Origin of the sequence: Orrella dioscoreae (assembly GCF_900089455.2) — a bacterium.
GTDB lineage: Bacteria > Pseudomonadota > Gammaproteobacteria > Burkholderiales > Burkholderiaceae_B > Orrella > Orrella dioscoreae.
In genome coordinates this window covers 4,448,354-4,469,742 of record NZ_LT907988.1, presented here as the reverse complement: position 1 = coordinate 4,469,742, position 21,389 = coordinate 4,448,354, and the positions used below count along the sequence as shown (strand labels likewise).

The following is a 21,389-nucleotide window of genomic DNA, read 5'->3' as shown; positions in this document are numbered from 1 at the left end:
TCCACGTTTTTGGCGCCGATTTGCTTGATCTGCTTGCGGGCGCCTGATAAATCCCGCTAAAGAGGTCCGTCGTGACTCCTGTATCCGTTTCCGTTCCCGCCGGGGAACCCGCTTGCGCCACCTCTGGCGCGCCCGCTGTCCACTCCCCCGTTTCCGCTGATGCGCCGCCGGCTCCCGGTTCGGTCGGCCGGGTCTCGCCCCAGTTCATCGCCTTCGACGAGCCGCTGCAACTGTCCAGCGGCCAGACGCTGGCGGCCTACGAACTGGCGGTGGAAACCTATGGCACGCTGAACGCCGAGCGCAGCAATGCGGTGCTGATCTGCCATGCGCTGAACGCCTCGCACCACGTCGCGGGCATCTCGGCGTCCGACCCGAAGGACATTGGCTGGTGGGACAACATGGTGGGCCCGGGCAAGCCCGTGGACACCAATCGCTATTTCGTCATCGGCGTGAACAACCTGGGCTCGTGCTTCGGCTCGACGGGGCCGGCCAGCATCAATCCGGCCACGGCCAAGCCCTGGGGCGCCGCCTTCCCGGTGCTGACGGTGGAGGACTGGGTGCGCGCGCAGGCCCGCGTGGCCGACCACTTCGGCATCGCGCGCTTCGCGGCGGTGATGGGCGGTTCGCTGGGCGGCATGCAGGCGCTGGGCTGGGCGGTGACGCTGCCCGAGCGGGTGGCGCACTGCGTGGTGATCGCCAGCACGGCGCGCCTGTCGGCGCAGAACATCGGTTTCAACGAGGTGGCACGCCGCGCCATCATCACCGATCCCGACTTCCACGGCGGCGATTACTACGCGCACAACACGGTGCCGCGCCGCGGCCTGTCGGTGGCGCGCATGATCGGCCACATCACGTACCTGTCGGATGACGACATGGCCGAGAAGTTCGGCCGCGCGCAGCGCGAGCCCGCCGAAAGCGGGGCATACCGCTATGGCTACGACGTGGAGTTCGAGGTCGAGTCCTACCTGCGCTACCAGGGCGAGAAGTTCTCGCGCTATTTCGACGCGAACACCTATCTGCTGATCACGCGCGCGCTGGATTATTTCGACCCGGCCCGCACGCATGGCGGCGATCTGTCCGCCGCGCTGGCCTCGGCCACGGCCGATTTCCTGCTGGTGTCGTTCTCGACCGACTGGCGCTTCCCGCCCGAGCGTTCGCGCGAGCTGGTGCGCGCGCTGCTGAAGAACGGCACGTCCACGACCTATGCCGAGATCGACGCGCCGCACGGCCATGACGCCTTCCTGCTGGAAGACAGCCGTTATCACGCGGTGGTGTCCGGCTATTTCGACCGCATCGCCCGTGCGCAGGGGCTGCCCGAGCGCGACGCGGCTGCCGCCGCGGTGGCAGCGCGGGCGACGACCGCATCCACGCCCGCGCCCGCCGCGGCGGAGGTTTCCGCATGAATGCCGCGCCGCACAGCGCCCTGCTGCCCGCCCTGCGCCCCGACCTGGCGCGCATCGCCGACTGGATCGAACCGGGCAGCCGCGTGCTGGACCTGGGTTGCGGCGATGGCACACTGCTGGCGTACCTGCGCGACGCGCGTCAGGTGCGCGGCGCGGGCATCGAGATCGCCGATCCCTGCGTGATCCGCTGCGTGCAGCGCGGCGTCGAGGTCATCCAGCAGAACCTGGAGGAGGGCCTGGCCCTGTTCGACGACCGCGCCTTCGATACGGTGGTGCTGTCGCAGACGCTGCAGTCCATGCACCGCACCGAACACATCCTGCGCGAGATGGCGCGCGTGGCGCGCTTCGGCGTGGTGTCCTTCCCGAACTTCGGCTATTGGCCGCACGGCTGGTCGATCCTGCGCGGGCGCATGCCGGTGACGGGACAGATGCCCTACCAGTGGCACAACACGCCCAACATCCACCTGTGCACGCTGCGTGACTTCGAAGACCTGGCGGGCCAGCTGGATCTGCGCCTGACCGGGCGCGCCACGTTCAATGGCGACCGCGAGGTCCGCTTCCTGCCCGGCTGGCGCAGCACCCTGGCGGTCTATCGCTTCGCCTGCCCCTGAGGGCGCTGCTGGGCCGTGATGGCCGGGGCAAGGTTTCAAAAAGCTTAAAACCTCAATCAAATAAGGGGTAAACCCTTATTTTTGTTGTGGATATGCCTACAATCCGGGCCGAGGGCATGTCCCGGAGACACCGCAGGTCTTTCGCGCGAGCCCGCTGCCCGCGCCGCCACGCCGTCCTGGCGTGGCCCAGGCTCATCGCCTGGCATCTCCGCTGTCCCGGCGACGCCCCGAGTCGTTCAACAGTTGGAGAAGCCGCAATGGCAAACCCCCCCGCAAGCCCGTCACGCTTCGCGCGCATCTATGCCGCGATCGTCGGGATACTCGTCGCCCTGACAGGCGCCTACCTGGCCCATGGCGGCTGGCAACTGCTGCAGCTTGGCGGTTCGCTGTATTACCTGCCCGTGGGCGTGTTGATGCTCATCAGCGGCCTGCTGCTGTTGCGCGCGGATGCGCGTGGCGCGTGGGTCTATGGATTCGTGTTCCTGGTCACCATCCCCTGGGCGGTGTGGGAAGCGGGCCTGAATTTCTGGCCGCTGGCGGCGCGCCTGGGCCTGCTGGCCCTGTTGGCCATGCTGGTGGCGCTGGCGTTGCCCGGCCTGCGTGGCGCGTCGAGTACCGACGGCATTCGCCTGGGCGCGCGCGCACTGGCCGGCGTGTTGCTGGTGGGTCTGTTGGGCGCCTTCGCCTATGCCTTCCAGCCGATCTGGATGGTGAAGCCGGGCAAGGGGGAGCAGGCTGCCGCCGACACGACGCCGAATGCCTACAAGGCCTCGGAGGACCGCGCCGACTGGACCGGCTACGGCCGCACGCCCGACGGCACGCAGTTCGCCCCCTTCGACCAGATCACCCCCGAGAACGTCTCCAAGCTGCAGGTGGCCTGGACCTTCCGCACCGGTGATTTCGCCTATGGCGGCGCCGAGAACCAGAACACGCCGCTGCAGATCGGCAACGTGGTCTATGCGTGCACACCGACCAACCAGGTGTTCGCGCTGAAGGCCGACACCGGCGAGCAGATCTGGAAGTTCGACCCGAAGGTGAACGCGGGCTACAGCCCGTCGTGGCAGCGTTGCCGCTCGCTGGCGTACTTCGATCCGGCCAAGGCGCCCGCCGCCGCCCCCGCCGCCGAAGGCGCTGAAAGCGCCCCCGCCGCGCCGGTGTCGCCGCGCCTGTACGTGACCACCGCCGACATGCGCCTGATCGCGCTGGACGCCGCCACCGGCAATTTCGCCGAAGGCTTTGGCGAGAACGGCCAGGTGTTCCTGGCCGACGGCATGGGCCAGGTGATTCCCGGTTTCTACAACCCGACCTCGGGCCCGGTGCTGGCGGGCGACCGCCTGATCGTGGGCGGCTGGGTCATGGACAACCAGTCCGTGGACGAGCCTTCGGGCGTCGTGCGCGCGTTCGACGCCGTGACCGGCAAGCTGGCATGGGCGTGGGACGTGGGCCGTCCCGGCGTGCATACCGCGCCTGCGCCGGGCGAGCACTACACGCGCGGCACGCCCAACACCTGGGCCGTGCCGACCTATGACGCCGAGCTGGGCCAGGTCTACCTGCCCACCGGCAACGGCACGCCCGATATGTATGGCGGCCATCGCACGCCCGAGACCGACCGCGTGAGCTCGTCCATCGTGGCGCTGGACGCGCGCACCGGCGCCGAGCGCTGGGTGTTCCAGACCGCGCACCACGACGTGTGGGACTACGACCTGCCGTCCAAGCCGGTCATGTACGACTTCCCGGACGGCAAGGGCGGCCGCGTGCCCGCGATCATCCAGACCACCAAGCGTGGCGAGATCTTCGTGGTGGACCGCCGCAACGGCAAGCCCGTGACGGAAGTCGTGGAAAAGCCCGTGCCCACGGAAGGTCTGCCCGGCGAGAAGCTGTCGCCCACGCAGCCCTATTCGGTCGGCATGCCGCAGATCCGCCAGGGCGACCTGACGGAGCAGGGCATGTGGGGCATCACGCCGCTGGATCAGCTGCAATGCCGCATCGCCTTCCGCCAGCTGGAGTACACGGGCGACTTCACGCCGCCCAGCCTGAACTGGTACATCCCGCATCCCTCGCCCTTCGGCACGATGAACTGGGGCGGCGTCTCGATCGACAAGGTGAACGACACCCTGATCGTGAACGACATGCGCATCATGATGAAGGGCAAGATCCTGCCGCGCGAATCCGTGAACGAACTCACGGCCAAGTCCGGCAAGACCGGCCCTGGCGTAGGCGGTGTCGTGCCGATGGAAGGCACGCCTTACGGCCTGGTGCGCGCCATGGTGACCTCGTCGCTGGGCGTGCCTTGCACCAACCCGCCCTTCGGCGCGCTGACCGCCATCGACCTGAAGACGCGGCAGATCGCCTGGCAGCGTTCGCTGGGCACGGTCAAGGAACTGGGACCGGCAGGCATCCGCACCGGCATGCCGATTCCCCTGGGCATGCCCTCGCTGGGCGGTCCGGTGGCCACGGCCTCGGGCCTGGTGTTCTACACCGGCACGGCCGACTACTACCTGCGTGCCTTCGACGTGAAGACGGGCGAGGAAGTGTGGAAGTCGCCGCTGCCCGTGGGCGGCCAGTCGACCCCGCTGGTGTTCGTGTCGCCCGACACGGGCAAGCAGTACGTGGTGGTGACCGCCGGCGGTGGCCGCACCGCGCCGGCGCGTGGCGACTACATCATGGCCTTCGCCTTGCCGGACTGATCTTTCCGTCCTGATGCAAGACGCGCCCCGGAAGGAAGCCCTTCCGGGGCGTTTTGTTTTCGGGCCGGGAAATGTCCAGGACGAGGGGGGTGCATGCTTGATGCAGGTCAAGGATCTGGCCTGCCGCGTCCCCCACAATGGGCCCAACCGCACCATGCAACGGCGTTTTACCTGGTTTCCCCGGATGCAAAACGTCTTGGGAAATCAGGGACGCCACGTGCATCATGGAGGTGCCGCGCCAGTGCATGCGCGGCAAGCCTCGCGGCAACGAAGCAGAAAAAGAAGCGGCCAGCCACCCCGCAATGCCGGGCCAGGCGGCCACGTTGAACACCTGACTGGAGATACACATGGGATCCTCTGTACAAACTCCTCCGCGCGCCATTCTTTTCGCCACCGACCTGAGCGCCCGCTGCGACCGTGCGCTGGACCGCGCCGTGCTGCTGGCCAGGCAGCACCAGGCCAAGCTGGTGGTGCTGCACGTCCTGGAGTCGGGACTGGTCGACAGCCTGACGCTGCCCACCTGGCGGCGCAATGTGAAAGACCAGCAGAAGCTGGCGCAGGAACGCCTCACGCGCGACCTGCAGGATGTGGACGTGCAGGTCGAGGTCGTCGTGGAAACGGGCAAGCCCGTGGACGTCATCGAGAAAGTGGCCCAGGCGCATGGCGTGGGCCTCATCGTGAGCGGCATCGCGCGCGACGAGACGCTGGGCCGCATCGTGCTGGGCACCACCGTGGAAAAGCTCGTGCGCCAGTCCGACATTCCGGTGCTGGTGGTGAAGTCGCGTTCGCACCGTCCCTATGCCACGGTGCTGGCTGCCACGGATTTCTCGGAAGGCTCGCGCCAGTCGGTGCGCATTGGCCGCGCCCTGGCGCCCGAGGCCTCCCTGTCGCTGTTCCACGCCTTCGACATTCCGACGCGTGGCGCGGGCAGCGAAGGGGTCAACAGCGAGATCCTGCAGGAGCGCGCCGAGGCCAAGGCCGCCGAGTTCATCGCCGGCACGCCCGAACTGGCCAATGCCAAGCCCGAGGTCATCTATGAGCTGGGCCAGCCCGACGTGAAGCTGCCCGCCTATGTGCTGAAGCACCCGGTGGACCTGGTGGTGGCGGGCACGCACGGCGCCACCGGCATCCTGCGCACCGCGCTGGGCAGCGTGGCCGAAGGGCTGCTGGCATCGTTGCCGACCGACGTGCTGGTGGTGCGCCAGCGCGGCTGAGGCGATTGCCGCCAAGGCAAGGAAGGGCCGCCCTGGGGCGGCCCTTCCGCTTTCCTGGGAGCGGGCGTTGCGTCGGTTAAAGTTGCCCGTTGACGCTTTCCCCCAGGAGTTCCCACCGTGCTGCGCATTACCTCGCTCAACCTGAACGGCATCCGCTCGGCCTTTCGCAAGGGCCTGCAGCCCTGGATGGCCAGCCACGCCGCGGACATCCTCTGCCTGCAGGAAATCAAGGCGCAGGACGCCGACCTGACCGACGACCTGCGCAATCCGCCGGGCTACCAGGGGTTTTTCTGCGCAGCGCAGAAGAAGGGCTACAGCGGCGTCGGTCTCTACCTGAGCAAGCCCGCGCTGAAAGTGGCCAATGGCCTGGGCTGCGAGGAGTTCGACCCCGAAGGCCGCATCATCCGCGCCGATTGGGACACGCTTACCGTGGTCAGCGCCTATCTGCCTTCGGGCTCCAGCGGCGACGAGCGGCAGCAGGCCAAGTACCGCTTCCTGGCCAAGTTCGAGCCGCTGCTGGACAGCCTGATGGCCGAGCATCGCGCCACGGGCCGCGAGGTGGTGATCTGCGGCGACTGGAACATCGCCCACAAGGAAATCGACCTGAAGAACTGGAAGGGCAACCTGAAGAACTCGGGTTTCCTGCCGGAAGAGCGTGCCTGGCTGACGGACGTGTTCGACCAGCGCGGCTTCGTGGACGTGTATCGCGCCCTGCACCCCGAGACGACGGGCGAGGCCTACACCTGGTGGAGCAACCGTGGCCAGGCCTGGGCGAAGAACGTGGGGTGGCGCATCGATTACCAGATCGCCACGCCGGGCATCGCGGCCCTGGCCCGCTCGGCCGCCATCTACAAGGGTGAGCGCTTCAGCGACCACGCGCCGCTGACCATCGATTACGACTTCAAGCTGTGAACCGCGGCTGACGTCAGGAAAGCCGGGGCGTGGCCGAGGCGCCACGTCCCCCGTGAGGGGCATCGGTTTTTGCTATCACCCTGATAGCGGCATGGGTGCCGGCATGCGTATCCATGCTACGATCCGGTCTCCTCTTGGGGAGTAGCCTGCTTCCGTGCATTGCGGAAGAGCGCGAGTCAACACACTCGGTATTGGATACCGTGGCTCGGGCGGCGTAACAGCTTGGCGAGACCAACGGTGCATCCACGCGGGTTTTGTCGGGCGTGTGCGGTGTGCCGTGGTTCTCGTACCCGGCTGGACTCCTCTCCCATGAATTTCTTCTCCGTCGTGCTGCTGGCCTTCGCCATGTCCACGGATGCGTTCGCGGCCGCCATCGGCAAGGGCGCCGCGCTGCACAAGCCCCGCTGGGGCGAGGCGCTGCGCACCGGCCTCATCTTCGGCGTCATCGAGGCGATCACGCCTGTCATCGGCTGGGCCTTCGGCCTTGCCGCCTCCCAATACGTCTCCCGCTGGGACCACTGGATCGCCTTCTGTCTGCTCGCGGGCCTGGGCGCCCGCATGGTCTACATGGGCTTCAAGGGCGACGCTGAAGACGCCCCCGAGGGAAGGCCGGGCCGTCACTCGTTCTGGGTGTTGGCCGCCACCGGTTTTGCCACCAGCATCGATGCCATGGCGGTGGGCGTGGGCCTGGCCTTCATCGACGTGAACATCGTGTCGACCGCCGCCGCGATCGGCCTGGCCACCATGCTGATGGTGACGTTGGGCGTGATGCTCGGCCGCGTGCTGGGTGCCTGGGTGGGCAAGCGCGCGGAGATCCTGGGCGGCGTCATCCTGATCGCCATCGGCGCCCTGATCCTGTACGAACACCTGGGCGCAGCCGCTGCCTGACCCTCTGCCGCGGCGGTGTGATTTTCCGCCGCCGCGCACTGTTTTTGGGTGTTTCCCGGCATTTTTGCACCAAAAAAGCGTTTGCCCGTAGAATTTCGCACCATCGCGGAACGCGATGCACTTTCATGTCGCAAACACATTCATCTTGGGAGACGCTTTTGAAACTACAGAGTCTGGACGCTTTCCTGGCCCAGGTCGCGGCGCGCGATCCGCATCAGCCGGAATTCATGCAAGCCGTCAAGGAAGTCACCGCCAGCCTCTGGCCCTTTCTCCAAAAGCATCCCCATTACGCGGAGCACGGCCTGCTCGAGCGCCTGGTCGAGCCCGAGCGCGCCATCCAGTTCCGCGTGTCGTGGGTCGATGACCATGGCCGCGTGCAGGTCAATCGCGGTTTCCGGATCCAGCACAGCCAGGCCATCGGTCCCTACAAGGGCGGCATGCGTTTCCACCCCTCGGTGAACCTGTCGATCCTGAAGTTCCTGGCCTTCGAACAGACCTTCAAGAATGCCCTGACCGGCCTGCCCATGGGCGGCGGCAAGGGCGGTTCGGACTTCGACCCCAAGGGACGTTCCGACGCGGAAGTCATGCGTTTCTGCCAGGCGCTGATGCTGGAGCTGCATCGGCACCTGGGCCCGGATACCGACGTGCCCGCTGGCGACATCGGCGTGGGCGGCCGTGAAGTGGCCTTCATGACCGGCATGATGAAGCGCCTGTCGAATTCGGCCGCCAGCGTCTTCACCGGCAAGGGCCCGGCCTTCGGCGGCAGCCTGATCCGCCCGGAAGCCACGGGCTACGGCACGGTCTATTTCGTGCAGGAAATCCTGGCGCGCCAGGACAAGTCGCTGGACGGCATGCGCGTGTCGGTCTCGGGCTCGGGCAACGTTGCCCAGTACGCCATCGAGAAGGCCATGGCGCTGGGCGCCAAGGTCGTGACCGTGTCCGATTCCCGGGGCGTGGCGGTGGACGAGGCCGGCTTCACCCACGAGAAGCTGGCCGCCCTCATGTCGCTCAGGAACGAAGCGCGCGGCACGGTCGAGGATTACGCCCGGCAGTTCAAGCTGAAGTACGAGGCGGGCAAGCGCCCCTGGCACGTGCCGGTGGACGTGGCATTGCCTTGCGCCACCCAGAACGAGCTGGAACTGCAGGACGCCCAGACGCTGATCGCCAACGGCGTGCAGTGCGTGGCCGAAGGCGCCAACATGCCTGCCACGCTGGAGGCAGCGCATGCCTTCATCGCGGCCAAGGTGGCCTATGCCCCGGGCAAGGCCAGCAACGCTGGCGGCGTGGCGGTGTCGGGCCTGGAGATGAGCCAGAACGCCATTCGCCTGTCGTGGTCGCGCGAGGAAGTCGATGCGCGCCTGCACGCCATCATGCGCGACATCCATGCCAACTGCGTGCGCCACGGCGAGGCCTCGCGCGGCAAGTTCGTCAACTACCTGGACGGCGCGAACATCGCCGGTTTCGTGCGGGTGGCGGACGCGATGTTGGCGCAGGGGATCTATTGATTCCCGGGCGCGTTGCCTGCAATGAAAAACGGACCTTCGGGTCCGTTTTTTTATGCGTCGCGGACAGCGCACAGGCGGCGTTGATGAGTGCCTTGTCGGACGTCAGGCGCGCGATCCCGACGGCCAGGCTCATCGAAGCTGCGCCAGATTTCGTGGGTTTGACCGACGTGGCCGATGTCGTGGGTGTGTCACGCCAGAACATGCGCAAGCTGATGCTGGGGCATGCCGCGGCATTTCCCGCCCCCCTCCATGAGGGCAGCACATCGCTCTGGCATCTGGCCGACGTGCTGTCCTGGTTGGAAGCGCGAGGGGCCTACCGGATCGAGCCGCCGGTGCTGGAGGTGGCGCGCACCGCCATGCAGATCAACCTGGCGAAAGCCAGTCACCAGTTGCGAGCCGATTTCAAGAAGGCGCTTCGCCCCTTGCTCGCTTGAGTCCGCCAGGACTGATCAACCTTCCCGATCCAGCCGCTCGATGTCGGCGCGCCGCCAGCGCAGCAGCGCCAGGCCCGGCAGGGCGATGAACACGGTCAGCATGAAGAATGTCGGCCAGCCCAAGGACTCCACCAGCGGCGGGGTCAGCGGCCCCGCCAGATAGGTGCGGCCCACGGCCGACAGCGCCGACAGCAACGCGAACTGCGTGGCCGAGAAGCGCCGGTCGCACAGCCCCATCAGCAGCGCCACGAACGCGGCCGTGCCCAGGCCGCCGCACAGGTTCTCGACGCCGATGGCCATGGCCATCAGCCAGATGCTCTTGGGGCTGATGGCAATCAGCCAGTAGCCCAGGTTGGAGACGGCCTGCAGCAGGCCGAACAGCATCAGCGAGCGATACAGCCCCATGCGCGCCATGAGCGCGCCGCCCGCCAGCGCGCCGATGATGGTGGCGGCCAGGCCCAGCACCTTGTTGACCGAGCCGACTTCGGTGGCGGTGAACCCCGCGCCCCGGATCAGGAAGGTGGTGGACAGCGCGCCGGCAAAGGCGTCGCCCAGCTTGTAGAGCACGATCAGCAGCAGCAGCACCCAGGCTTCCGGGCGCTGGAAGAATTCACGCAGCGGCTCGGTGACCGCGCGCGCCAGCGTGCGGGGCACGGCCGCGGGGGCGTCGGGTTCGGGCGCCAGCAAGGTGGCAATCGAGAGCAGGCCCATCAGCGCGCCCAGCACGATGTAGGTGTTGCCCCAGCCCAGCCACTTGTCGGCCACGATGAAGGCGAGGCCGGCGGATACCAGCATGGCCAGGCGATAGCCCATGACAGAGAGCGCGGCGCCGGCGCCGCGCTCCTCGGTGCGCAGCACGTCGCTGCGATAGGCGTCGAAGGCGATGTCCTGGGTGGCGGAAAAGAAGGCGACGGCCACCGCCAGCAGGGCCAGCGGCAACAGCGCGGTGGACGGCGAGAGCAGGCCCATGCCCATGATGGCAAGCGCCAGCAGCAGCTGGGTCATGAACATCCAGCTGCGGCGCCGGCCCAGCAGGGGCGGGGCATAGCGGTCGACCAGCGGCGCCCACAGGAACTTCAGGGTATAGGCGGTGCCGACCAGCGTGAGAAAGCCGATTTCCTGCAGGGGCACGCCCTCGACGGTGGCCCAGGCCTGCAGGGTGCCGCTGGTGAGGGCCAGCGGCAGGCCGCTCGCGAACCCCAGGAAGAGCAGGGGCGCGACGCGGCGGTTGGTGTACAGATGGGAGAGGGCGATGACAGCCTCCAGCCCGAGCCCGTGGCAGGAGGGGGATTACCCCTCGAGCTTGGCCTTGAGCAGGTCGTTGACTTGTTGCGGGTTGGCCTTGCCGCGGGCAGCCTTCATGATCTGGCCGACCAGCGAGTTGAACGCCTTCTGCTTGCCGGCGCGGTACTCCTCGACCGCGGTCGGGTTGGCCGCGAGCACCTCGTCGATCATGGCGCCGATGGCGCCCGTGTCGCTGATCTGGCGCAGCCCGCGCGCCTCGATGATGGCATCGGCGCTGCCGCCGTTTTCACCTGCCCACATCGCCGCGAAGACTTCGCGGGCGATCTTGGTCGAGATGGTGCCGTCGACGATGCGCGTGATGAGCGCGGCCAGGGCGGCGGGCGAGACCGGCGAGTCGGCGATGTCGCGTTCCTCGCGGTTGAGCGTGGCGGCCAGTTCACCCATGACCCAGTTGGCGGCCTGCTTGGCCTGGGCAGCGCCCACGGCCTGCACGGTCGCCTCGAAATAGGCGGCCAGGCCGCGGCTGACGGTCAGTTGCGCGGCGTCGTAGGCAGGCAGGCCGAAGTCGGCCTGGAAGCGCGCGCGCAGGGCGGCCGGCAGTTCCGGCATGTCCTGGCGCACCTCGTCGATCCAGTCGGGCGCGATGACCAGCGGAGGCAGGTCGGGATCGGGGAAATAGCGGTAGTCATGCGCGTCTTCCTTGCTGCGCATGCTGCGGGTCTCGTCGCGGTCGGCGTCGTACAGGCGCGTTTCCTGCACGACGGTGCCGCCGTCCTCGATCAGCTCGATCTGGCGGCGTGCCTCGAACAGGATGGCGCGCTCGAGGAAGCGGAAGGAGTTGACGTTCTTCACTTCGGCGCGCGTGCCGAATTCCTTCTGGCCCACGGGGCGCACGGACACGTTGGCGTCCACGCGGAACGAGCCTTCCTGCATGTTGCCGTCGCAGATGCCCAGCCACACGACCAGGCTGTGCAGCGTGCGGGCGTAGGCCACGGCCTCGGCGGCCGAGCGCATTTCGGGTTCGGACACGATTTCCAGCAGCGGCGTGCCGGCGCGGTTCAGGTCGATGCCGCTGGCGGCCTCGCCGTGGGGGCCGGTCAGGTCGCCATCGTGCACCGACTTGCCCGCGTCCTCTTCGAGGTGCGCGCGGGTCAGGTTGATGGTGCGCTCTTCCTCGCCCACGAAGAAGCTGAGCGAGCCGCCCTGCACCACCGGGATCTCGTACTGGCTGATCTGGTAGTTCTTGGGCAGGTCGGGATAGAAGTAGTTCTTGCGCGCGAAGACCGAGCGCGGCGCCACGGTGGCGCCCACGGCCAGGCCGAAGCGGATGGCGCGCTCGACCGCGCCCCGGTTCATGACCGGCAGGCTGCCGGGCAGCGCCAGGTCGACCAGGTTGGCCTGCGTGTTGGGCGCGGCGCCGAAACGCGTGCTGCTGCCCGAAAAGATCTTGGACGCGGTGGAAAGCTGTACGTGCGTTTCCAGGCCGATGACGATTTCCCAAGCCATTTATTGCTGTTCCGGTTTGCGTTGGTGCCAGTCGGTGGCGTGCTGGAATCGCTCGGCGATTGCCAGCAGGCGGCCTTCCTGGAAGTAGTTGCCGATGATCTGCAGGCCGACGGGGCGGCGGGCATGCGCGCCCTGGCCGAAGCCGCAGGGCACGGACATGGCCGGCAGGCCCGCCAGGCTGACGCCCAGCGTGTAGATGTCGGCCAGCCAGTCGGCGGTCGGGTCGTCGCGATTCTCGCCCAAGTCCTTGGCCACCGTGGGGGTGACCGGGCCCATGATGACGTCGCATTGCCCCAGGGCGCGCTGGAAGTCGTCCGCGATCATGCGGCGCAGGCGCTGGGCCTGCAGGTAGTAGGCGTCGTAATAGCCGTGCGACAGCACGTAGGCGCCGATCAGGATGCGGCGCTGCACCTCGGGGCCGAAGCCTTCGGCGCGCGAGCGGCTGGTCATGTCTTCCAGGTTGCCGTAGCTGGCCGTGCGGTGGCCGTAGCGCACGCCGTCGTAGCGGCTGAGGTTGCTGGAGGCTTCGGCGGGGGCGATGACGTAATACGCCGGGATGGCGAGATCGGTGCGCGGCAGCGAGATGGCCACGCGCTGCGCGCCCAGCTTCTCGAATTCCTGCAGCGCGGCCTCGACGGCCTGGGCGACGTCGGCCGCCAGGCCCTCGCCGAAATATTCGGCCGGCACGCCGATGCGCAGGCCGGCCAGGGGCTGGGCGCCCTCCTGCATGCCTGCACGGGCGGCGTCGTATTGCGCCTGCACGGTGGCGTGGCTCTGGTGGCTGGTGGCGTCGCGCGCGTCGAAGCCGGCCATCGCGTCCAGGACGGGCAGCAGGTCGGCCGCGCTGGCGGCCAGCGGACCGGCCTGGTCGAGGCTGGAGCCGAAGGCGACCATGCCGAAGCGCGAGACGGAACCGTAGGTGGGCTTGATGCCGCTGACGCCGCACAGGGCGGCGGGCTGGCGCACGGAGCCGCCGGTGTCGGTGCCGGTGGTGGCGACGGCCAGGCCGGCGGCCACGGCGGCGGCCGAGCCGCCCGAGGAGCCGCCGGGTACGGCGGTGTTGTCCCAGGGGTTGAGCACGGGACCGAAGGCGGAGTTCTCGTTGCCCGAGCCCATGGCGAATTCATCGCAGTTCAGCTTGCCCAGCGACACGGCGCCCGCGGCTTCCAGGCGCTCGACCACGGCGGCGTCGAAGGGGCTGACGTACTGGCCCAGCATCTTGCTGGCGGCGGTGGTGCGCCAGCCGCGCGTGACGAAGACGTCCTTGTGGGCGATGGGCACGCCGGTCAACGGGCCGGCCTGGCCGGCGGCAATGCGGGCGTCGGCGGCGCGGGCCTGGGCCAGCGTGAGTTCGGCGTCGACGTGCAGGAAGGCATTGAGGCTGGCGCGGGCCGCGATGGCGTCCAGCGCGCTTTGCGCGAGATCAACGGCGCTGACGTCGCGGCGCTCCAGCGCGGCGCGCACGCCGGCCACGCCGTCGAATTGGGTGTGCAGGGGGGAAGACATTATTCGATGACCTTGGGAACCAGGAAGAGACCGTCGGCGCAGGCCGGCGCATTGGCCATGAGGCTGGCGCGGCGGTCTTCGGAGCCGGGCGGCTCGGTGGCGACGTCGTCGCGCAGGCGCAGCACCACGTCTTCATAGGCGGACAGCGGGTGCGCCAGGGGCTCGACGCCGCTGGTGTCCACGGATTGCAGCCGTTCTATCAGGCCGAGCAGGCCATTGAGCTCTGCCTGGGCATGCTGCAGCTTTTCGGGGGGGAGGGCGATGCGGGCCAGCCGGGCAATGCGTGCGACGTCTTGTTCGTTCAGCGCCATGGGGAAATGTCAAAAACGGAGGGGCGGAGGGCGGAGGAGCGCGCTGGACGATACGCGGTCCGGGAGGCCCGGAAACCAAGAATAGCCAGTATTTTCGCGCTGTTTCAAAGAAATTATAAGTTATCATTCATTGTTTAATCGCGGTTGCGCCGCTGCTTGACGACGCTGTGACAGCGTCTCGCCCGGTCGCCCGCGGTTTTGTCGTTTGCAGTTCCATTTCGTCCTCCTTTTGTCCCCAATTCCTAGATAGCTGAGCCCCATGTTCGGATTTCTGCGCAGTTATTTCTCCAGCGACATGGCCATCGACCTCGGTACGGCCAACACGCTGATCTACGTCCGTGGTAAAGGCATCGTCCTCGACGAGCCGTCGGTCGTCGCCATCCGCCACGAAGGCGGTCCTCACGGCAAGAAGATCATCCAGGCCGTCGGCCACGAAGCCAAGCAGATGCTGGGCCGCGTGCCCGGCAACATCGAAGCCATCCGCCCCATGAAGGACGGCGTCATCGCCGACTTCACCGTGACCGAGCAGATGCTCAAGCAGTTCATCCGCATGGTCCACCCGCGCAACATGCTGGCGCCCAGCCCGCGCATCATCGTCTGCGTGCCTTGCGGTTCCACCCAGGTGGAACGCCGCGCCATCCGCGAGTCCGCGTTGGGCGCAGGCGCCAGCCAGGTGTTCCTCATCGAGGAGCCGATGGCGGCTGCGATCGGCGCCGGCCTGAATGTGTCGGACGCCAGCGGCTCGATGGTCGTCGACATCGGCGGCGGCACCACCGAGGTCGCCGTGATCTCGCTGGGTGGCATGGTCTACAAGGGTTCCGTGCGCGTCGGCGGCGACAAGTTCGACGAGGCCATCGTCAACTACATCCGCCGCAACTACGGCATGCTGATCGGCGAGCCCACCGCCGAACTCATCAAGAAGGAAATCGGCTCGGCCTTCCCGGGTTCCGAAGTCCGCGAGATCGAGGTCAAGGGCCGCAACCTGGCCGAAGGCGTGCCGCGCAGCTTCACCGTTTCCTCCAACGAAATCCTCGAGTCGCTGACCGATCCGCTGAACCAGATCGTGTCGGCCGTGAAGATCGCGCTGGAAAACACCCCGCCCGAACTGGGCGCGGACATCACCGACAAGGGCATCGCCCTGACCGGCGGTGGCGCGCTGCTGCGCGACCTGGATCGCCTGCTGCAGGAAGAAACCGGTCTGCCCGTGGTCGTGGCCGAAGATCCGCTCACCTGCGTGGTGCGTGGTTGCGGCGACGCCCTTGAGCACCTGGAAAAGCTGGGCGCCATTTTCCTCAACGACTGAGGTCGGCTGGCCGCCGGTTCATCGCTGGCGGTGGCTGGCGGGTAGGCCCCAGGCGGCCCGCTGCCCTGATTTTCGATGCGACAAACTGCATTGCCCCGGATGTTCCGGCGCGGCCCGCCAGCAGAGGTCAAACTGCTGGTCCTGGCCTTGCTGTCGCTCGCCATGCTGGTGGCTGACGCGCAGTGGCGGGTTTTCGAGCCCGTGCGCCAGACTGTCTCCATCGCGCTGTATCCCTTCCAGCGCGCGGTGCTGCTGCCGCGCGACCTGGTGCGCCAGGTCAACGACTGGACCAACGCCGCCACGCTGGTGCGCACCGAGAACGAAGCCTTGCAGCGCCAGCGCATCGAGCTCGCGCAGGTGTCCACGCACGCGGCGCAGCTGGCCGCCGAAAACGCGCAGTTGCGCCGGCTGCTGGGGGTGTCCGACACGACCCAGCAATCCGCCGTGGTGGTCGAGGTGCTGTACGAGCCCGCCAGCGCCTTCAATCAGCGCCTGGTCTTCAACAAGGGCAGTTCCTCGGGCATTGCGCCCGGCATGCCCGTGATCGACGAGGGCGGCGTGGTGGGCCAGATCGTGCGCGTCACCCCGATGACGGCCGAGGCCGCGCTGCTCACCGATGACCAGGTGTCCATCCCGGTGCAGCTGCTGCGCAATGGCCTGCGGCTCATCGCCTTTGGCGGCGCGGCGCAGGGCAAGGTCGAGGTGCGCTACCTGACGGCCGACGCCGATATCCGCGAGGGCGATACCCTCGTCACCAGCGGCGTGGGCGGTCTCTTCCCGGCAGGCCTGCCCGTGGCCCGTGTCGATCTGGTCGAGCGCGATTCCGCATCGGGTTTCGCCCGGGCGGTTGCCGAGCCACTGGCGCACCCCGAGCGTTACCGGCATTTCCTGGTGCTGCAGGTCAACAGCGCCATTCCTGAACCGAGCGCGGCGCCGGCTGTCCAAGCCGATCCCGCGCCCACCACCAACGACGCAGACGGTGCAAGTCCGAAAGCCGATTGACCCCTCCGCCACGCGTTCGCGCGCGAGCAGCCCGCCCGTTCCCCGGCCCAAGTCGGTGGAGCCGGACACGCTTGTGCGCCCCGCACGCGGCATGTTCGTCTGGGGCACGGTGCTGTTCGTCTGGCTGATTTCCCTGTTGCCGTGGCGCCTGTGGCCGGCCGCGCCCGACCTGCTGCTGCTGGTGCTGGCATTCTGGTGCGCCCATGAGCCGCGCCGCGTCGGCATGATGGCCGCATTCGTGTTCGGCCTGCTGATGGATGTGCACGATGCGCGCCTGCTGGGCGAGCACGCGCTGATCTACACCTTGGTGGCCTATGGCACCATCGTCCTGCACCGGCGCCTGCAGCGCTTCGACCTGTTCGCGCAGGCGCTGCACATGATGCCGGTGTTCGTCGTCGCCCAGCTTTTCGGGCTGGCGCTGCATGCCTGGCTGACCGGCGCCTGGCCGGGCTGGCACTGGACGCTGGGCCCTGCCGTCACCGCGGCGCTGTGGCCCGTGGTGGGTTGGCTGCTGCAGTTGCCGCAGCGGCACTCCGAAGACACCGAAGCATCGAAGGGCTGAGGCCCGCAGATCCGCCCCATGTTCGAATTCAAGCAGACCGGCCAGCAGCAGAAACAGCGATTCAGGCTGCGCGCCTGGGTCGCTGCCGTGTTCGCGCTGGCCTGCTTCGGCGTGCTGGTGGCGCGCCTGTGGCATCTGCAGGTCGACCGCTACGAAGGCCTGGCGGCCCGCGCCGACCGCAATCGCATCGCCGTGGTGCCGATTCCGCCGCGTCGCGGCGAGATCGTCGACCGCAATGGCGAGGTGCTGGCGCGCAACTATCGCGCCTATACGCTTGAGGTGGTGCCCGCCATGGCGGGGCCCCTGGACGAGCTCTTCAAGTCCTTGCAGGGTCTGGTGCCGGTGACCCCGGCGGATGAGCGGCGCTTTCGCCGCCGCGTATCCGAGTCCAGCCGCTATGCCAGCGTCATGCTGCGCAACAACCTCACCGAGGCCGAGGCCTCGGGCTTCGCCGCCCATTCCTTCCTGTACCCGGGCGTGTCGCTGAAGGCCCGCTGGGTGCGCGAGTATCCGCAAGGCGCCTCCGCGGGGCACGTCGTGGGATATATCGGCCGCATCTCCGAAACCGACGTCGAGATGCTCGAGGAAGAAGACAGGCTGGGCAATTACCGCGGCACCGAGGTCATCGGCAAGAAGGGCCTGGAGAAGACCTGGGAGAGCGTTCTGCACGGCCGCACGGGCCTGGAAGAGGTCGAGGTCACGGCCACTGGCAGGCCCATGCGCACGCTGCGGCGCATCGACCCCGTGCCGGGATCCAAGCTGGTGCTGTCGCTGGACATGGGCTTGCAGCGGGTGGCCGAGGAAGCGTTCGGCAATCGCCGCGGGGCGCTGGTCGCCATCGAGCCCGCCACGGGCGATGTGCTGGCCTTCGTGTCGCAGCCCTCGTTCGATCCGAACCTGTTCGTCGACGGCATCGACGTCGACAACTGGAAGCTGCTGAACGAGTCGCCGGACCATCCGCTGATCAACCGGCCGCTGTACGGCACCTATCCCATCGGGTCCACGTACAAGCCCTTCGTCGCGCTGGCTGCGCTGGAGCTGGGCAAGCGCCGCGCGGGGGATCGCTTCTATGACCCGGGCTTCTACGAGTTCGGGGGGCAGCGCTTCCGCAATGCCGGGTCCGCCGTGTATGGCATGACGGACATGACGCGCGCGCTGGTGGTGTCGTCCGATACCTACTTCTATTCGCTGGGCCCCGAGATCGGCGTGAACGCCTTGCACGATTTCATGAAGCCTTTCGGCTTCGGCCAGCTGACGGGCATCGACCTGGAAGGCGAGCGCCGCGGCATCCTGCCCTCCACCGACTGGAAGCGCGCCGCCTACAAGAGCCGCGAGCAGCAGCGCTGGTACGCGGGCGAGACGATTTCCGTGGCCGTGGGCCAGGGCTACAACTCGTTCACCTTGCTGCAGCTGGCGCAGGCCACCTCCGTGCTGGCCAATGACGGCGTCTACATGAAGCCGCACCTGGTGCGGGGCGTGCTGGCCTCGGGGTCGGTACAGGTCGAGCCCACGGTGTCCGAGCCTTCCTACAAGGTGCCGCTGAAGCAGGCCAACGTCGACATCATCAAGAAGGCGCTGGTGGAGGTCGTGAACTCAGGCACGGCGCGCCGTGCCTTCGCGGGCGCGCCGTATCAAGCCGCCGGCAAGACCGGCACGGCACAGGTCTACAGCCTGCGGGGCGGGCAGTATCGCGCCAGCCAGATCGACGAACGGCTGCGCGACCATGCGCTCTTCATGTCCTTCGCGCCTGCCGACAAGCCCACCATCGCCATCGCGCTCATCGTCGAGAATGGCGGCTGGGGCGCCAGCGTGGCGGCGCCGCTCGCGCGCAAGGTGTTCGACTACTGGCTGGCGCGCGACGGCAAGGGCGGCGCCAATGACGTGCCGGGCGCGGCGCCGCCGGGCGACATGCAGGGCGAGCCAGGACCCGACGAGGATGCCTCCGACCACGCGGTGATCGAGGAGGACGCCGACGCGCCGCCCGAGATCGCGCCGGCGCCCGCCATGGGCAATACGCCGCCGCCCACCACCGATACCGATCGTGCGCCGCCCGCGCCCGCCACCAAGCCGCGCGTGCCGCCGGTCGTGAAGGCAGCAGGCAGCGCGGCAGGAAATATCGCGCCGTGAAAAGTCTTCTGAACGCCGTCGTGCGCGTGCTGACCGCCTTCGACTGGCCCTTGCTGGCCATGCTGGTGCTGTTCACCGCGCTGGGCCTGACCGTCATGCATTCCGCCGTCGGCGGGACGGATTGGCGTTTCGCCGACCAGGCGCGCAACTTCGCGATTGCCTTCGCCGTGATGTGGGCGGTGGCGCTCATTCCGCCGCCCATGCTGATGAAGCTGGCCTTGCCGTTCTACCTGGTGGGCGTGGTGCTGCTGCTGGGCGTGGAGTTCATGGGCGAGACGAGCAAGGGCGCCACGCGCTGGCTGAACCTGGGTTTTGCGCGCATCCAGCCGTCCGAGATGATGAAGATCGCGGTGCCCATGATGCTGGCCTGGTACTTCCAGCGGCACGAAGGCGAAGTGCGCATCCGTGACTACCTGGCGGCGGTGTTGATGCTTGCGCTGCCCTTCCTGCTGATCGTGAAGCAGCCGGACCTGGGCACGGCCTTGCTGGTGTTCGCGGCGGGCTTCTTCGTCATCTATTTCGCGGGCTTGTCGTTCAAGCTGCTGGCGCCCGTGATGATCGTCGGGGTGGTGAGCGTCGGCACGTTGATCTACTACGAAGAGCCCTTATGCCAGCCCGGCGTCGACTGGGTCGTCCTGCACGATTACCAGAAGCATCGCGTCTGCACCTTGCTGGACCCCAACGCCGACCCCTTGGGCAAAGGCTTCCATACCATCCAGTCCACCATCGCCATCGGCTCGGGCGGCATGTATGGCAAGGGCTACATGCAGGGCACGCAGACGCACCTGGACTTCATCCCCGAGCGCACCACCGATTTCGTCTTCGCGGTGTATGCCGAGGAGTTCGGCCTGTACGGCGGCATCATGATGCTGGTGCTGTACGGGCTGCTGCTGGCGCGCGGCCTCTTCATCTCGTCGCGCTCGGCCACGCAGTTCGGGCGTCTCCTGGGCGGCGCGTTGACGATGGTGGTGTTCGTCTATGTGTTCGTGAACATCGGCATGGTCGCGGGCATCCTGCCCGTGGTGGGCGTGCCCTTGCCGTTCATGAGCTATGGCGGCACGGCGCTGCTGACCATCGGCATTGCCTGCGGGATGCTGATGAGCGTCAGCCGGCACCGCGCGGGCAAGACCTGAACGCCTGAGCGCCGTCCGGGCGCGCCGGGCCCCGCTCAGCGCGCGAAGCCCAGCCCGTTGCGCTGGCACCAGACATCGCGTTCGCGCCGGAACCGCCGGCCTTCCCGCAGCAGCCATCCCTCGACCAGCGCCACACGTTCGTCGTTCGCGCGCCCGGCCACGTAGTGATAGGCCGCGCGCGACTTCACGGCTTGCCGGCGCAAGGGGACGAGCCTGCCCGCCATCAGGTCTTCCAGCACGAGCGACAGCCTGCCCATGGCAATGCCCTGGCCGCTGAAGGCGGCGCTGAGTGCCAGCTGGGACATGTTGAAGCGCTGGCCCGGGTGCTGCGTCGGGATGGGCAGGCCCTGCGCCTGCAGCCAGTTGTTCCACTCTTCGCATTCCGCCGCGTGCTGCCAGGGCGAAGCGTCGTGCAGCATCATCTCGGGCGGTGGTACCGGCAAGTCGGCCAGCCCGGGGTGGGCGTCCAGGAAAGCGGGGGTGGCCACCGGCACCAGCCATTCATCCAGGAACTCCACGGCGCGCAGGTCGGAGTATTCGCCCGGGTCGAAGCGGATGGCGGCCTGCACGCCGTCCTGCTCCATGCGGATGCGATCCAGTTCGTGGAATTCGCCATAGACCCGCAAGGGCAGCTGCGGGTATTCGCGCAGCAGCGCGGACAGCCGCGGCGTCAGCCAGCGCGCGGCAAACGAGGGCGAACAGCTGAGCTGGAAGGCTTCCTGGCGCGGGTCCACCCGCATGCGGCCCAGGGTGTTCTCCAGGATCTCCAGCGATTCGCGCACGGCGGTCTTCAGCCGGCGACCGTCTTCGGACAGCGAGAGCTTGCGCTGTGCGCGGTGGAAGAGCGTGAGGCCCAGCCATTCCTCCAGGCATTTCACCTGCTGGCTGATGGCGCCCTGGCTGACGTGCAATTCGGCGGCGGCAAGGGTGAAGCTGGTGTGCCGCGCGGCGGCGTCGAAGGCGCGCAACCAGGTCAGCAGCGAGGCGGAAAGGGTGATTTTCATTAGTTTCACTAATTATCTGCGCAATATAAATGCATT

General features: G+C 67.8%; 18 protein-coding genes and 2 riboswitches. Of the genes, 13 read left to right on the top strand and 5 right to left on the bottom strand.

Annotated features, from left to right (window positions below; genetic code table 11):
- The first annotated feature begins 2 nt into the window (after positions 1 to 2).
- Positions 3 to 81, top strand: a riboswitch (SAM riboswitch).
- The 8 genes from metX (at position 72) to ODI_RS20455 (ending at position 9,654) form a co-directional block, all read left to right on the top strand.
- Complete coding sequence (gene metX, locus ODI_RS20490; RefSeq protein ID WP_067750815.1) at positions 72 to 1,403, top strand: homoserine O-succinyltransferase MetX; 1,332 nt, start codon at positions 72 to 74, stop codon at positions 1,401 to 1,403. Its footprint overlaps the riboswitch before it by 10 nt.
- Positions 1,400 to 2,014 (top strand): methionine biosynthesis protein MetW, encoded by a 615-nt coding sequence (gene metW / locus ODI_RS20485; protein WP_067750773.1) that lies wholly within the window; start codon positions 1,400 to 1,402, stop codon positions 2,012 to 2,014. Before metX ends, metW begins: the two co-directional genes overlap by 4 nt.
- A gap of 257 nt (positions 2,015 to 2,271) precedes the next feature.
- Positions 2,272 to 4,701 (top strand): membrane-bound PQQ-dependent dehydrogenase, glucose/quinate/shikimate family, encoded by a 2,430-nt coding sequence (locus ODI_RS20480; protein ID WP_067750770.1) that lies wholly within the window; start codon positions 2,272 to 2,274, stop codon positions 4,699 to 4,701.
- Positions 4,702 to 5,048: 347 nt separating this feature from the next.
- Entirely contained in the window at positions 5,049 to 5,915 is an 867-nt protein-coding gene (locus ODI_RS20475; RefSeq protein WP_067750767.1) for a universal stress protein, read from the top strand.
- A gap of 117 nt (positions 5,916 to 6,032) precedes the next feature.
- Positions 6,033 to 6,827 carry an exodeoxyribonuclease III gene (locus tag ODI_RS20470; RefSeq protein WP_067750765.1) on the top strand — a complete coding sequence of 265 codons (795 nt, stop codon included), beginning with the start codon at positions 6,033 to 6,035 and terminating at the stop codon, positions 6,825 to 6,827.
- Positions 6,828 to 6,957: 130 nt separating this feature from the next.
- A riboswitch (yybP-ykoY riboswitch) is annotated at positions 6,958 to 7,132 on the top strand.
- Positions 7,133 to 7,136: 4 nt separating this feature from the next.
- Positions 7,137 to 7,715, top strand: a complete 579-nt coding sequence (gene mntP / locus ODI_RS20465; protein ID WP_067750762.1) for a manganese efflux pump MntP — start codon at positions 7,137 to 7,139, stop codon at positions 7,713 to 7,715.
- Positions 7,716 to 7,873: 158 nt separating this feature from the next.
- Complete coding sequence (gene gdhA, locus ODI_RS20460; RefSeq protein ID WP_231968106.1) at positions 7,874 to 9,220, top strand: NADP-specific glutamate dehydrogenase; 1,347 nt, start codon at positions 7,874 to 7,876, stop codon at positions 9,218 to 9,220.
- A complete protein-coding gene (locus tag ODI_RS20455; RefSeq protein WP_074046772.1) occupies positions 9,217 to 9,654 on the top strand; it encodes a helix-turn-helix transcriptional regulator in 438 nt (145 codons plus the stop codon). The genes gdhA and ODI_RS20455 overlap by 4 nt, the downstream gene beginning before the upstream one ends.
- A gap of 15 nt (positions 9,655 to 9,669) precedes the next feature.
- Here the strand turns inward: ODI_RS20455 and ODI_RS20450 are convergent, their stop codons facing one another.
- From ODI_RS20450 to gatC, 4 genes are read right to left on the bottom strand one after another with little or no spacing between them, the layout of a single operon-like run.
- Positions 9,670 to 10,908, bottom strand: coding sequence for a muropeptide transporter (locus tag ODI_RS20450; protein WP_067750757.1), 1,239 nt, complete (start codon positions 10,906 to 10,908; stop codon positions 9,670 to 9,672).
- 36 nt (positions 10,909 to 10,944) lie between these two features.
- Positions 10,945 to 12,405, bottom strand: a complete 1,461-nt coding sequence (gatB, locus tag ODI_RS20445; protein WP_067750755.1) for an Asp-tRNA(Asn)/Glu-tRNA(Gln) amidotransferase subunit GatB — start codon at positions 12,403 to 12,405, stop codon at positions 10,945 to 10,947.
- On the bottom strand, positions 12,406 to 13,914 hold the full coding sequence (gatA, locus tag ODI_RS20440; protein ID WP_098020955.1) for an Asp-tRNA(Asn)/Glu-tRNA(Gln) amidotransferase subunit GatA: 1,509 nt from the start codon (positions 13,912 to 13,914) through the stop codon (positions 12,406 to 12,408). It abuts the gene before it with no gap.
- Positions 13,911 to 14,222 carry an Asp-tRNA(Asn)/Glu-tRNA(Gln) amidotransferase subunit GatC gene (gene gatC / locus ODI_RS20435; RefSeq protein WP_067750749.1) on the bottom strand — a complete coding sequence of 104 codons (312 nt, stop codon included), beginning with the start codon at positions 14,220 to 14,222 and terminating at the stop codon, positions 13,911 to 13,913. Before gatC ends, gatA begins: the two co-directional genes overlap by 4 nt.
- Positions 14,223 to 14,481: 259 nt before the next feature.
- Between gatC and ODI_RS20430 the strand changes: the two genes are divergently transcribed.
- The 5 genes from ODI_RS20430 to rodA all read left to right on the top strand — a co-directional run bounded on the left by ODI_RS20430 (position 14,482) and on the right by rodA (position 20,349).
- Positions 14,482 to 15,525, top strand: a complete 1,044-nt coding sequence (locus ODI_RS20430) for a rod shape-determining protein (RefSeq protein WP_067750746.1) — start codon at positions 14,482 to 14,484, stop codon at positions 15,523 to 15,525.
- A gap of 75 nt (positions 15,526 to 15,600) precedes the next feature.
- Positions 15,601 to 16,527 (top strand): rod shape-determining protein MreC, encoded by a 927-nt coding sequence (gene mreC, locus ODI_RS20425; protein ID WP_074046770.1) that lies wholly within the window; start codon positions 15,601 to 15,603, stop codon positions 16,525 to 16,527.
- Positions 16,528 to 16,582: 55 nt separating this feature from the next.
- Positions 16,583 to 17,089 (top strand): rod shape-determining protein MreD, encoded by a 507-nt coding sequence (gene mreD / locus ODI_RS20420; RefSeq protein WP_067750740.1) that lies wholly within the window; start codon positions 16,583 to 16,585, stop codon positions 17,087 to 17,089.
- Positions 17,090 to 17,107: 18 nt separating this feature from the next.
- Positions 17,108 to 19,216 (top strand): penicillin-binding protein 2, encoded by a 2,109-nt coding sequence (gene mrdA, locus ODI_RS20415; protein WP_082985197.1) that lies wholly within the window; start codon positions 17,108 to 17,110, stop codon positions 19,214 to 19,216.
- Positions 19,213 to 20,349, top strand: coding sequence for a rod shape-determining protein RodA (rodA, locus tag ODI_RS20410; RefSeq protein ID WP_067750737.1), 1,137 nt, complete (start codon positions 19,213 to 19,215; stop codon positions 20,347 to 20,349). Before mrdA ends, rodA begins: the two co-directional genes overlap by 4 nt.
- Before the next feature lie 35 nt (positions 20,350 to 20,384).
- Here the strand turns inward: rodA and ODI_RS20405 are convergent, their stop codons facing one another.
- Positions 20,385 to 21,353, bottom strand: a complete 969-nt coding sequence (locus ODI_RS20405; RefSeq protein WP_067750734.1) for a LysR family transcriptional regulator — start codon at positions 21,351 to 21,353, stop codon at positions 20,385 to 20,387.
- Positions 21,354 to 21,389: the final 36 nt, after the last annotated feature.